We start from the raw sequence: 12,731 nt of genomic DNA, 5'->3' as shown, positions 1-12,731 counted from the left end.
GGCATGACCTGGGAAACGATCACGGCGCCACCTGGAGTGGTGGCCCCGCGGCCCATGACCGTGCGAGCGCAGTCCATCCCGGCGCGCCACTACTTCCCGGACCACTCCCACCGCTGGAACCAAGTGGTCTACGCGATCTCGGGCGTGCTGACGGTCACGGCGGAAGCGCACTCCTTCGTGATCTCGCCCGAACAGGCCGTGTGGCTGCCGACTGGCGTGCGGCACCGGGTTGGTTCGCTGCTCGGGGCGGAGTTTCGGAGCCTGTGGATCGCCCACGAGGCCGGGCATGGCCTTCCAGAGAGCCCGACGGTGTTTGGTGTTTCGCCGCTGCTTCAGGCCCTCATCGTCGAAGCAGCGGACATCGAGGGGCAGGAGGACCAGGATGGCTATGCCAACCGAGTTACTATTCTGATCCTCGATCAGCTCCGACGTACGTCCCCTTTGCCGAGCGCGCTGCCCTGGCCTCGTGGAGGGCCTCTGTCTGGTTTGTGCGAGGCTCTCTACACAGAGCCGGCTGACTCACGCGGTCCTGAGGCATGGGGCCGCGAACTCGGAATGTCTGGGCGGACCTTGGCCCGCCGTTTCGAGACCGAGGTGGGCATGAGCCTACGCTCCTGGCGTCGCCGCTTGCGAATGTTCAAGGCGATCGAGCTGCTCGGCGGAGGCCTCGGTGTGACGCAGACGGCGATGGAGATCGGCTACGGCTCGACCTCGGCTTTCGTGTACGCGTTCCGCACCGAGATCGGTTCTAGCCCCCAAGCTTACATGCGAGGACGTGCGGTGAGCCGGGACACCTGCGCTGCCGCGCATGTTGGCGAGATTGAAATGATAGAAATTACCCGAGCCTCTCCAACCTGATTGAGTTCGATGCCGAGGGCCTTCGCGACCGGCTCCTCCATCCAGTCCGCAGCCTGAGGCAGTGCCGATCTTCGGGAGGCGCAACGTTTTTGCGGATTAGCCAACCAGCGAGTCCGGCTCAAGTCCTCGTCGAAGGTATCTGCCCGTTGCAAGGCAGTAATCCTATGCAGCTTCGTCGTTTGACAGCTTCGCAGGACCATCTCACAACAACTCTGTTGTGGTAGCGTCCGCGGACGAGGTGTAATTTCTGGGGCCGCTTCGGCGGGGATTGGGGTGGTCATCGGGGCCGGCGGCTAAGGTGGAGTTTGCGGACTTCAACCTGGGTCGTGTCCACGCCCCTCATCCTTCCCGCCTTTCGCAGCCTTGAGCCATCCGAAATTCCCGTCGACCATTCCACCACGATAATATTCTGACCACCCAAACTTCACCAAAGAATTTTTTCGCCTATAGTCGGATCGATAAAGTTGTCACTTTTTTCAGCCATCAAGGAGGACCTCCCTTCTAGATTTCAAGAATGACAGCCCACGTAATCGACACGGAAATCAATTTGCAAACCGCTACGCATACAATAGCAATCAACCGATCTGAATATTATCTTCTATCTATAACTCGTATTTATTTACGAAGAAATAGTGTGATTTTTCTGCAGGTTTAGGGCGGCCCGCCAATAAACCGGTCTGCGTCGCATTCGTGTGCGAAGCCGGAGTCATTGCGTGCCTGTAACCAAACCACGTGTCCTGTTCTGACGAACCCAAGTCATTTCTCTCGCGGCTTTCTCGGGAGCGCGCTGCTGACTGACACGCGCGTCCCTGTCGTCGCTCTCTTTGTGAGATCCGGTGAGGGCAGCAGAGGGTACGCCGAAGCCGATCTTGGGCACAAAGCAGCTCAGAGCCGGCGGCAGTGGCCGAGGCCGGACATTCGCGGGTCTATATGTACCACCCGTGTGTACCACCGGCGTGGTCCCAACCGCCTGATTTTGCTGAGAACTTTTGCGGACCGGCACTTTCAGTGCCCCTGATCGCGCCTAGTAAGCTACCAGGCTCCACGAAAAAATATTCGAGCAGATTCAGCTATTTGCTGGCTACAACTCATCTCCAATTTGTACCAATAACTCGATCAAAACCGCAATTAGACTAGCATTTTCCGAAAGAACCGCTGCACATTACGCTGATTTAAGTTGCCAAAGAGCCAATGGGCTGATTACATTTTCGCGAAATCGGTTCTTCAGACTGATCTGCCCACCTCGGTGGGTTGCTCGTGCTTGCATCTGCAGGTCCACGGTGATCGCCCTATGCCGCCAAAATTCTCCAACGTCGAAATTGATGGTGCACCTGACTTCTGCGCCATCCACCTCGCCAAATCTGCCGCGAATGGCTTTCACGTCTTTCCGATCCCGCCAGGCTCAAAGGTTACGTGGTGGGAGAACTGGCCCTCCTGGTGTTCGACGCCGCCTCGCTCGGATCAGATCGCGCGTTGGGCTCAGGCCCAGCGGCGGTACGGGTTCGCGCTTGCCTGTGGTCACGCCTGCATAGCCATCGACATCGACGAGGAGGACGCCGGTCACGCGGAGGATCTACACGCCCTCGCGGTTACGTGCCTGGGTGACACGTCTCTCGTCCGGTTCGGTCGCGCCCCACGCCGGGTGCTCATCTACCGCGTCGCCAACGCACCCGTCGCCAGTCGCTGCCTTGCGCCGAAGGTCGAGTTGATCGGCGACCGCCGCTACGTGGTCGCGCATGGCATCCACCCCAATCTCGGCCGCCCCTACGTGTGGCGAGACGGTGGGCCGGAAGCTCACCGCCTCGCCGACTTGGCCGCACCCACCTCGGCGGCGCTTGCCGCCTTTGCCGAGGCGGTGGCGGGCTTCTACGGGCTGCCTGCACCAAGAGGGTTGACGTCCCAGCCGGCAGATTTCAGCACTCTCGCGGCTCGTGATCCGGCGACGGCCAGGCCGGTATACCATACCTCATTGCGCGGCCGGACGCGGCTCGGACCGGTCCGCTCCGACCCCCGCTGGACCCTCGACGGCCAAGGCCGTGTCTGCGACGGTCGCGAAGCCTTCCTGACGGCTCAAGTCTGGCGCGCCTTCGCGCGGGGTGCGGGCGATGCAGAGGCGATCGCGGCCGAAGCCTGGGCGCATTTCTCAACCTCCGCCGATCTTGAACGTCCCCGACGCGACGGCAGCCGCGTTTGGCGCTACGCCGACGCCCTTGCCAAGGCACAGGCGCTGCTGCGGCGCGACCTGCGCCGCCCAGCGCGACGCGGCGGAGGCGGTACCCTGGATTTCTGGACCGCGCCGACGCTTGCCGCCTTCACGCGTGCTGTGGATGCGCGCGGCGCAGCCGGGGCGCTGCCGCCCGCCGCGGTCGCCGTCTCGCACGCGATGACGGAGCTGGCTCGCGCGTCCGGCACCTGCTTCGCGAGCCCCGCGACACTCGCCACCCGCCTCGGTCTTGCCGAGCGCACCGTCAAGCAGGCTCGCGCTCGCCTCGTCGCCGCGGGGCTGTGGCGCGTCGCGAACAATCAGGGCGGCCGCGCCCGCGGCGCTGATTACAGCCCCGATCCTACCGCGCTGATCACGGCCCCTCCGGTCATCACGGCAGCATCTCCTGCCGCCGAAAACGGTGCGCGGTCCGTGCATCCGAGTCTTCCGGTTGGGGGTGATGCTACGCTTCCGGAAGAAGCTCGGAATGGGCCCCTCACTTCCAGCAATGATCCCGATCGCGCTCTTGGTTCCCCCGGTTCTGAAGCGGCGTCGCTCGCATGCCGCGCAACCGACCGCTCACATGCCGCGCGCAGCGTCGCCGGGATGCCACGAACCGCTTCCGAGGCAAGTCAAAGCACCGACGAGACGTTCGAATGAGCGGGCCTGTCTTCAGTCCTCAACCCGGCGCGTTCCGACGGCTGCTCGCGCCGCTGTTCCTGCTGCGGCACCCTTTCCTCGCCCTCGGCCCGCGCCGTGAACCGATCCTATATCGTGGCGTCGAGGCCCGACAGCCGTTCACTCTGACGGTGGCAGTAACTTCTGCAACGTCCGATCTGCCGACTCTCGTCGACGGCGACATCCTCATCTACGCGACGACGTGGCTCGTCCGGCACCTCAACGCGGGCGAGCCACTGCCCGAGGTGCTCGAGGTCGCGCCGACCACGCTGCTGGGCGCTCTCGGTCGGCGGCTCGGCGGTACGCAGCTCGTCCAGCTCGACGCCGCGCTCTCTCGACTCACCGACTGCAGCGTTGCCACGAACTTGAGCCCGGCCGCAGGGCCGATCTTCAGTTTGATCGAGCGAGTTGAGCGTCCGTCCGGCCCGCGCGGTCCCTACCGCCTCTACCTGCCCGCGTTTCTGCTGGCGGAGGTACGCGCCCAACGCTTCCGCGACTTCGCTCCGGCAGCGCTGCGGCTGCACGGCCTCGAGCGGCGCGTTTTCGGCTGGGGCTGCGCCTACGCCAGCGGCAAGGCCTATGACTCCTGGACGCTCACGCGGGACGACGCCCACCGCCGCGCCGCCTCCGAGGACAAGCCGCGGCGCTTCAAGGCGGCGCTCGGGCGCATTGCTGCCGCCGACCGCATGCCTGGCTTCCGCCTGACCGCGGACGGCGTTGGCCGCGACACCCGCTTCGTCCTCACACGACGTCCTGCGCCTGCTTTTCCTGACGCCGCCTGCGATGAGAACGCCGCAGCGCCCGAATACCCCGCGCAAGATCGTGCGGCTGACCCCACACGCACGCCATCCGCGCCCTTCCACGAGCCAGACGACGTCTTCGAGGTCGCCTGGGACGAAGATTGAGGCGGCCCCACACCCCTGTTTCAACCTCGCGGAGAAAGCCTGCTTATGCCGACGCTAACCCACAACCCTTTCCTGGCAGCGCTTGCCGCCGACGATGCGGTCCGGTTCAGCCGGCGTGACCGCCTTGAGCCGCGCATCGCCGCCGCGGCGGGCGTCCTCGGCCGCGCTGACTACCGTGTCTCCGACCAGCGGCGGGCTATCTGTCGAATCATCTTCGCCGCGGCCCTCCTGGCCGCCGGCGGGGTGGAAGAGGCCGACCTGGCCGACCTCGCGCGGGCCCTGCAGCGCGGGCGGAATGCCGGCGGCGATGGGTGCGAGCGTGGCCACGCCGCCAATGACTTCGTTCGCGCCCTTTTGACGGCTGCGTGCCTGCCGGACGCGGAGGGTCTGCTCCGCCAGCTCGGCACCGCCGTCTTCATGACGGCGGACGACAGCTCCCGGCCCGAATGGGCACAGGTCCTGCGCGGCGCCGAGCGCTTCATCGACGCTCTCGAAACCGCGCAGCCGCGCCGTGTGCTGCGCACGACCACGGCCCTCCTGCGCACCGCAGCCGGCCGACCGGCCTGAGCCGGACCGTCTGATCGGCGACCCGTACCGATCGCCGCTCCCGATAACCCTCATCCGTGTGGAGGCAATCATGCCCACGATGACCGTGCACCCCCTGGTCGCCGCAGCCGTCCTCGAGCAGGATCGACGGCGGCGCCGACGGCTGCGCCACCTGCCGCATGTCCGCCCGGATGCCTGGCTCGCCGCGCAGCCCCACCGCCGCGAACCGGTGCGGTTCGCCGCCGCGCTCAGAGTCGTTGTGCGTTGCGCGCTGCTGGCGCGTTTCGAAATGGGCGCTGGCCAGCAGGCCGAGCTTTACGCCCTGACGCTGCACTGGCGGGCCGCCCCGGACGACCTGCGGCGCACGCTCGCCTGCCAGCTCTACGTGTCAGCGCTGATCGCGGCCGCCGACACCGGCATCGTCATCCCTCTGCCGGATGTGTGGGCGGTCCTGGCCGGCCGCCTACACGCCAGGCCGCAGGCTGAGTGGGCCGACCTCCTCGAGGCCTGCGAGGCACTCACCTACGCTCTCCGCTACGGCTCACCGCGCCACGCGATTGCCGCCGCCATTCAGCTCGCGCGCTGTTGGGCAGTCTCCCCGCCCTCCTGACGCTTCCGGCCTTCCTCATCCCTGCGAGGATCTGATCCCAATGACACCGCTTCCGTCCTCCCTGCCTACCCTAGGACCGACCAATGCCTTCGTCGCGGCCGCCCTGTTCGCCTCGCCGGAATGGAAGGAGCCCCGGCGGCGCCAGCTACGGTGCCTCACTCACGTGCTCGCCACGCTTCCCACCGCGGAGACCGCACCGCACGCTCGCAGTACCGCCGCCCGGGCCTTCGCCCTGTGCGCTCTGCTCGCGCACGATCGCGCGGACGAAAGCCTGGCGGAGACTCTGTCCGGCGTGCATCTGACGGCCTGCAGCCTGCGCACGTCCCGGCTGGCCTTCGACCTCGTCCTGCGCCTTTACGTCGGGCTGATCGTCGACGCCGCCGGCCTCGCCGACCCGGCCGGCACGCTGGCGTGCCTCTGGCCGCATCTCGGCCGCGCGCTCGGTGAGTTCGGGGACCTGGAGGTGCTGGGTGTGCTCGCCGCTTGCCAGCGGCTCGCTCTCGCCGTTGAGAGTGAGCGCGCGGACCGGGTCATCGTAGCCGCGCTTCGCCTCTGCCGTCGCCTCATGCCGGATGCGGCCTGAGACGCGCCGATGGCTGCCACGCGAATCCCCGGAGCTGAAATAGGTCCGACCGAGGTCAGTCCCCAAGCAGGAGGGCGCGTCGGCACGTCGTTGAACCCGGACCAGCAGGCGGCCGTGGACGCCGTGCACGGCTGGCTACCTATGCCCCACGCAGCGCCGGTCTTCCGCCTGTTCGGCTACGCCGGCACCGGCAAGACCACGCTCGCCCGGACTATCGCCGCGGATCTGCCGCGGGTGGCCTTCGCCGCCTTCACCGGCAAGGCGGCCTCCGTCCTGCGCGCCAAGGGCTGCGAGGACGCGCAGACCATCCACCAGCTCATCTACCGGCGTGTCACCGAGGAGACGACGCGCCAGCCCCGCTTCGTTCGGAAGGAGGAGATCGAACTCTCCAGCATCGCGCTCATCATCATCGACGAGTGCTCCATGGTCGACCAAAGGCTCGGCGAGGATCTCCTGTCCTACAACAAGCGTATCCTCGTTCTCGGCGACCCGGCGCAGCTACCGCCGGTGCAGGGCACCGGTTACTTCACCACGGCGAAGCCCGACGTCCTCCTGACCCAGATCCACCGGCAGGCCGCCGACAACCCCATCGTCGAGCTCGCCACACGAGTCCGGCAGGGCGGCCAGCTCAGCCCCGGCACCTACGGCGACAGCCGCATCCTTACCGCTCTCGACATCGATCCAGACGCAGTCCTGGCGGCTGACCAGGTGCTATGTGGGCGCAACGCCACGTGCCGACGTCTCAACACCCGCATTCGCGAGTTGCGCGGCCAGCGCGCACCCTGGCCGGCGGCCGGGGATAAACTCGTCTGCCTGCGCAACAACCATAGCCGCGGTCTGCTGAATGGCGAGATCTGGTTCATCACGGCCCTTCTGCCGCCCGACGCTCCACATGTCGTCCGCCTCGTCCTGCGCTCTGAAGACGGCACTGTCAGTGACAAGGAGGTCCGCGTGCACGAGGCCTTCTTCACCGGGACGGAGGGGAAACTCACCGAGAAGGAGCGGCTTGGACTGGAAGAGTTCAGGTACGGCTACGCGCTCACCGTGCACAAGGCGCAAGGCTCGGAGTGGAACCACGTCGTGTTCTTCGACGAGGGCGACACGTTCGGCAAGGACGCCGAGAGCTTCCGCTACACCGGCCTCACCCGAGCCGCCGAGACGATCACCGTGGTGCTCCCGTGATCGCCGGCAGCAACAGCACGCGTGCCCATACTGTCACGCTCACGGCTACGCTGAGCCGCGACGCCGAAATGCCGCTCATTATCACGGCACCGACCGCAGGCCGTGTCGCGGAGATCTTTGTTCGCGTCGGCGCACGGGTCGACCGCGACGAAGCCATCCTACGCCTCACAGACCCGGAGGCTCTATCCGAACACGCCGGCGAGTTTATCACCGCGCCGTTGGCGGGTCTCGTTCTCGACCTCCTGCCCGCCGGCACGGCGGTCGAGCCCAAGACCACTCTGTTCCGGATGCTGAGCAATGCCACCGTCGAGGTCGTCCTGCATACCCATCATGGTCCGATCGCCCGGGACAGTATCGTGGGCTGCACGATCCGATGCGGGGCCACACCCTGGTCAGCGACGGTCAGTCGGCTGGACAAACGTCCAGATGGATCGCGCCTCCACTTGTCTGTCTTGGATCCCGATGGCCGCTTGCCCCTGGGCGGGTCAGTAGAGGTCGAGCTATCGATCGCGCCGACGGCAGCTATGCGGGAGGCCGTGTTCGCCGCCCGTCGCGCCGCTTGGCCCTATAGCCTGCCGCCGCGGGGCAGACCGCAGCTGATCCACCTCGGTCTCGCGGACCCGCCGCCACAACCGCAACCCTCAGCCTCGCGAGCGGAGACGCCCTATGATCCGACGCGCCTGTTCGCACCGCGGCGACCCGAGCGAGAGCCTGCTCCCTTCAAGCCGGCCATCAGCATCCGCCAGCCGTCGGCACCGTCTCATCGCTACACCCTCGCGCTGTCGCCGGATGCTTGGCAGACGCTTCGCCCGGCCATCTCTCCTGCGCGACGCGGTCGCGTAAGCGATCACGTCGACGTCGTCGCGCGGCTCGAACACAGCCTCGCCAACCCGCAGCCCTTCGCCATTACGGCTCCGGTGGCCGGAATTGCGCGACCGATAACGAAGCTCTGCCCGGGCGAAATGATTACGCCTGGCCAGGCCCTGTTTGCTCTCACCGTGAGGGCCGAGATGCTGTCCGCGCAGCACGCCTACCTGCAGGCACTCGACACCAACGATGACTGCGAGACGCAACGACACCGTGAGCGCCTCAGCTTCCTCGGGCTGGACACCGCCCACCGCAATACGCTCCGACGCCGCCGCAAACCGTTCGTCGAGATCGCGCTCGTCGCGCCGCTTGCCGGCCTCGTGGCGGAGAGCAGTCTGACAAACGAGAAGGTTGTCGAGGCCGGCACAACACTGCTCGCGCTCACGCCCGCCAACACAACCTTTGCCGTGATCGACATTGACGCGACGGCGTTCGCCCAACTGCCGCCGCAGGTAGGCGTCCGCTGGGTGGGCACCGCCGCCCCCCATTTCAGTACCGACCTGCCTCTCCTCGAAGTACAGCACTTCGTATGTCCCGACGGACGTGGCCGTGTTCGCCTGCGGCTACCCTTGCCGGCAGCCCTCGCAGCCAACTCGCCCGTGAACCCGCTTCTACGGCTCGACGATCCAGCCACGCGCCGCGATGCTGTGCTCGTGCCCGCCGACTGCATCGTGTCGCTCGCCGCCTCCTCGGAAGTGCTGCTGCACACCGGTCCTGGGCACCTGCGGGCGATCAGCGTCGCCTGTGGTCTCAGCGCCGACGGCTTCGTCGAGATCCTCGACGGCGTGCAGGTTGACGAGCCGCTTGTTCGCGACGTGGCCCTTTTACAGAATGAAGACAGGCGACTGCGCGCCTTGCTCGCCGGCTTCTGGAACCCCGCCCCTCCGGCTCGCCCTTACCTCCCCCGGCAGGCTGGCAATCCTCTGCTGTGAGGGTGCAGGCTGCACCTGCCTCACGTCTTGCGTCGCCCACCCCGCAACGGCTGCGGCGGCTCCGCACCCTCCGGCGGTTGAACGAACAGCTCCCCCAACGGCACGCTCAGCGCCGCTGCCACCCGGTCCAGCAGATCCACGGTCGGGTTCTCAGCCTGCCGCTCCAGCCCGCCGAGATACGCACGATCTACGCCAGCATCCGCCGCCAGTCGCTCCTGGCTCACGCCCGCTGTCACCCGCACCCGCCGCAGGTTCCACGCCACCAGGGCCCGCCCGTTCATCATGCCGAACAGGCACCATCCCGTGGGCCATTAAACCACTGGCTATAGCCACACCTTAACGCTACGCTTCCGCAACTTCGGCCCGGCGTCCGCGAACCTCAGGGCAGTCCGAAGAGGGGAGCACCATGTCCGAAACCACGAACCCGAGCTTCATCGCACGCCTGAAAGCCCGCTACGCTTCGAACGCCGCCACACCGAACGGCGCCCGCGCCAAGCAGGCCGCCATCGTCGGCAGCCTCGTCGGTCTCGTTCTCCTCGGCGGCTACCATCTCTGGCACCGATCCGGCAGCGATCAGGCTAGCGCCGCCGTGCACAGCAACACTGCCGCGTCGCCCAAGCCCACCTTCGTCCAGGGGCAGCTCCCGACCTGCGACGCCCCCGTCGCGCAGCACCTGCTCAAGCAAGCCGTCGAGACCAATCCGTCACCACTCCTCGGTCCGGTGAAGGTCCATAAGGTCGGGGCGATCACCGACTACATGGCGTTCGTCACCGCTCTCGCCGGCGGTGCCGATGCGAAGGTCGACCCCAATCCGGACAACACCATGCTCGCTTTGCGTGCCAACCTCGAGAACCGGCGCAGCTGTGCCGCGCAGCTGTTCACCTCGCGGGGCCAGCATCGCTACGACTACACCATCACCTGGATGTCTGACGCCAAGGACGAGGTCTTCCTGCAGGCCGAGCTGGGCGAATAACGGGAGTCCGCTGCCGGTGAGGGCGGCGCGTGTCGCGAAACGCCGCCCCTCGCTGGCACACTCCTCCCGATTCAGCAAAAGCGCGAGACAGCAAGAACGCCGGACAGTTCGTGAACCTTCGTCCCACTCAGGGCGAGGCCAACCATATGGATCCCAGCGACGATCACGATCCCAGCGCGGTAGTTGCTCAGGCCGCGCGCTCTCCAACGCGACGCCGCCTGCTGACCCTGCTCGCCAGCCTCCCCGCCGCCGCGGCCGGTAATCCGGCCATGTCCGTTTCAGCGGAGGCAACTCTCTACGGTTCCTCCTCGGAGCCCATCATCGACCTCTTCCTCGCCTTTGAGGCTCTGCTCGCGAAGCACGAGGCCGCGCTCTGGCGATGCGATCGGCGCGAAGCATGGCTGCAGTCCGAGTTGGACTATCCCCGCGTGCCACTCCCCACGCCAGCCGGCTCACCCATCCGCTACGCCGCAGATGCCGAGACCGTCGACCAGCACGTGCCGCCCGGCCGGCGCCGCTACCGCCTGCAGCAGGTGCTTCATCATCGACAGCAAGCTTGGGAGCGCGGTGCCCGTGCCTGCGGCGTCACCCGCGCGCAGGAGCAGGAAGCCGCTCTCGCCGAGGCCGTCTACACTGCGGCTGAGACCCTGCTCGGAACGCCAGCGACGACGCTGACGGAGATCCGGTTTAAGCTTCTCGTTCTGCTCGCAACGCAGGATCCCGGCGAGGCCTTCCGAGACGCTTCACCCTGGCGCGAACTGCACCTCATCCTCACTGACGTCAGCGCCCAAGCTGCGCTGATCTAAGCGGCGTCACAGCTGCAGCGCACGCGTCGCCTTGCGGACGGCCAAAGCCGCTCGAGGCCACGCGGGAAACGAGCCCTGAAACGCTATGGGTGTACGGCTTCATGCCGCTACAGAAGCGCTGGTTCGAGGCCTAAATACACTCATACCCCCTGCAACACCGGCGGATAGACAATCCGCCGGCTCTGCCCCCTGCCCTCCGGCACCTCCTTCCCTGCCTGTCCTTCCCTCCCCAGCGCGCTGCCCCTCCCCTCTGCCCCTCCCCAGCAGGGCGATGCAGAGCCAACTCCCCTGCCTCTCACCTGCATCGCTCCGCCCGCGCCAGCTAGCCACAGCCACCCCGCCGCCACGCAAATCCGCGACGGCCTCAGTGAACCTCAGCAGCCTGGCCGGCTTCATCCTGCTGGCCTTTCTGTCTTGAGGAGCCCACTCTGACCCAAACTGCCTCCTACCCGCCCGCCATCCTTGATCGCGCCCGCGGTGCTCTCCTCGGCCTCGCCGCCGGCGACGCCCTCGGCACGACGCTGGAGTTCGTCGAGCGCGACAGCCCGCCGCTACACACCGAGATGCTCGGCGGTGGCCCCTTCGACCTCGCCGCCGGCCAATGGACCGACGACTCCGCGATGGCGCTCGCGCTCGCCGACAGCCTCCTCAACTGCCAGGGGCTCGACCCGCACGACCTCGCCACCCGCTTCGTCCGCTGGTGGCAACAAGGGGAATATTCCTGCACCGGCACCTGCTTCGACATCGGGATCACGACCCAGCAGGCGCTCGCACGCTTCATCAGCAGCGGCGAGCCCTATGCCGGCTCCACTCACCCGCGCACCGCCGGCAACGGCTCCCTCATGCGCCTCGCGCCCGTCGCGCTCTTCGCTCTTCATGACGCCATTCAGGCTGACCAACTCGCCCGCGACCAGAGCCGGGTCACGCACGCCGCACCGCAGGCAATCGAGGCCTGTGCCTTTTTCGTCCAGATCCTGCGCGAAGCCATTCTCGGCGAGCCCGACGTGCTCCGCCCACGCACTTGGTCCGGCGACTCCGTCGTCGCCGCCATCGCTGCCGGCTCCTGGCGGCAGAAGACGCGCGACGAGATCCGTTCATCCGGCTACGTCGTCCATACGCTCGAGGCGGCACTCTGGGCCGTCGGCACCACCTCCAACTTCGAGGACGCGCTCATCCTCGCCGTGAACCTCGGCGACGACGCAGATACGGTCGGCGCTGTCACCGGCCAGCTCGCTGGCGCCCTCTACGGCGCCTCCGCTATCCCCGAGCGCTGGCTTCATCTCCTCGCCTGGCACAGCGGGATTTTAGCGACTGCAGATCGGCTGCTTGTAGACGCTCGGAGGGGCAGCAGCTGATCCAAAGCAGGCCCTGACAACGTCCGCTTCCGGGCGGTCTGTTCAATGGCACGAGCGACTGATGATGGCCGAAAGCCGCCTGTTTGCTTTTAGGGATATCAGGCTGGAAGCAGACCTTAAGTTCGCGACCCGTCGGCGACGTTGCGACGGGGAAACTAGGGACTATTTGGACTGGAATGGTCGACATCACTGTCATCCCCGGGGGCGCATCCGTGTTGGCGGCAATGTCGCGG

12 protein-coding genes are annotated in these 12,731 nt (G+C 66.7%); 11 read left to right on the top strand and 1 reads right to left on the bottom strand.

What is annotated here, in order from left to right:
• Nucleotides 1–3 precede the first annotated feature (3 nt).
• The 8 genes from MOX02_RS20650 to MOX02_RS20615 all read left to right on the top strand — a co-directional run bounded on the left by MOX02_RS20650 (nt 4) and on the right by MOX02_RS20615 (nt 9,364).
• Entirely contained in the window at nt 4–858 is an 855-nt protein-coding gene (locus tag MOX02_RS20650) for an AraC family transcriptional regulator (RefSeq protein ID WP_147027685.1), read from the top strand.
• Nucleotides 859–2,035: 1,177 nt separating this feature from the next.
• Nucleotides 2,036–3,721, top strand: a complete 1,686-nt coding sequence (locus tag MOX02_RS20645; protein WP_147027684.1) for a bifunctional DNA primase/polymerase — start codon at nt 2,036–2,038, stop codon at nt 3,719–3,721.
• Nucleotides 3,718–4,644 (top strand): replication initiator protein A, encoded by a 927-nt coding sequence (locus MOX02_RS20640; RefSeq protein WP_170267941.1) that lies wholly within the window; start codon nt 3,718–3,720, stop codon nt 4,642–4,644. Before MOX02_RS20645 ends, MOX02_RS20640 begins: the two co-directional genes overlap by 4 nt.
• A 45-nt stretch (nt 4,645–4,689) precedes the next feature.
• Nucleotides 4,690–5,211 (top strand): hypothetical protein, encoded by a 522-nt coding sequence (locus MOX02_RS20635; protein WP_147027682.1) that lies wholly within the window; start codon nt 4,690–4,692, stop codon nt 5,209–5,211.
• A gap of 70 nt (nt 5,212–5,281) precedes the next feature.
• The gene (locus tag MOX02_RS20630) at nt 5,282–5,800 is read left to right on the top strand and encodes a hypothetical protein (RefSeq protein ID WP_147027681.1); all 519 of its coding nucleotides are present in this window, start codon (nt 5,282–5,284) and stop codon (nt 5,798–5,800) included.
• Between the two features lie 163 nt (nt 5,801–5,963).
• Nucleotides 5,964–6,383: a hypothetical protein gene (locus MOX02_RS20625; protein ID WP_147027680.1), complete on the top strand. Its 420-nt coding sequence runs from the start codon at nt 5,964–5,966 to the stop codon at nt 6,381–6,383.
• A gap of 9 nt (nt 6,384–6,392) precedes the next feature.
• Nucleotides 6,393–7,565 (top strand): ATP-dependent DNA helicase, encoded by a 1,173-nt coding sequence (locus MOX02_RS20620; RefSeq protein ID WP_147027679.1) that lies wholly within the window; start codon nt 6,393–6,395, stop codon nt 7,563–7,565.
• Nucleotides 7,562–9,364, top strand: a complete 1,803-nt coding sequence (locus tag MOX02_RS20615) for an efflux RND transporter periplasmic adaptor subunit (RefSeq protein WP_147027678.1) — start codon at nt 7,562–7,564, stop codon at nt 9,362–9,364. Before MOX02_RS20620 ends, MOX02_RS20615 begins: the two co-directional genes overlap by 4 nt.
• A 20-nt stretch (nt 9,365–9,384) precedes the next feature.
• Here MOX02_RS20615 and MOX02_RS20610 read toward each other — a convergent pair whose 3' ends face one another.
• A complete protein-coding gene (locus MOX02_RS20610; protein WP_147027707.1) occupies nt 9,385–9,645 on the bottom strand; it encodes a helix-turn-helix domain-containing protein in 261 nt (86 codons plus the stop codon).
• A 125-nt stretch (nt 9,646–9,770) separates the two neighbouring features.
• On the opposite strand from MOX02_RS20610, the gene MOX02_RS20605 reads away from it, so the two are divergent.
• The 3 genes from MOX02_RS20605 to MOX02_RS20595 all read left to right on the top strand — a co-directional run bounded on the left by MOX02_RS20605 (nt 9,771) and on the right by MOX02_RS20595 (nt 12,498).
• Nucleotides 9,771–10,337: a hypothetical protein gene (locus MOX02_RS20605; protein ID WP_147027677.1), complete on the top strand. Its 567-nt coding sequence runs from the start codon at nt 9,771–9,773 to the stop codon at nt 10,335–10,337.
• Between the two features lie 146 nt (nt 10,338–10,483).
• Nucleotides 10,484–11,143 (top strand): hypothetical protein, encoded by a 660-nt coding sequence (locus MOX02_RS20600; RefSeq protein WP_147027676.1) that lies wholly within the window; start codon nt 10,484–10,486, stop codon nt 11,141–11,143.
• A gap of 428 nt (nt 11,144–11,571) precedes the next feature.
• Nucleotides 11,572–12,498 (top strand): ADP-ribosylglycohydrolase family protein, encoded by a 927-nt coding sequence (locus MOX02_RS20595; protein ID WP_244948446.1) that lies wholly within the window; start codon nt 11,572–11,574, stop codon nt 12,496–12,498.
• Nucleotides 12,499–12,731: the final 233 nt, after the last annotated feature.

Origin of the sequence: Methylobacterium oxalidis, assembly GCF_007992195.1 — a bacterium.
In the GTDB taxonomy this organism is placed as follows: Bacteria; Pseudomonadota; Alphaproteobacteria; order Rhizobiales; family Beijerinckiaceae; genus Methylobacterium; species Methylobacterium oxalidis.
The sequence above is the reverse complement of the archived record's forward strand: the minus strand, read 5'-3'. Positions and strand labels throughout refer to the sequence as shown.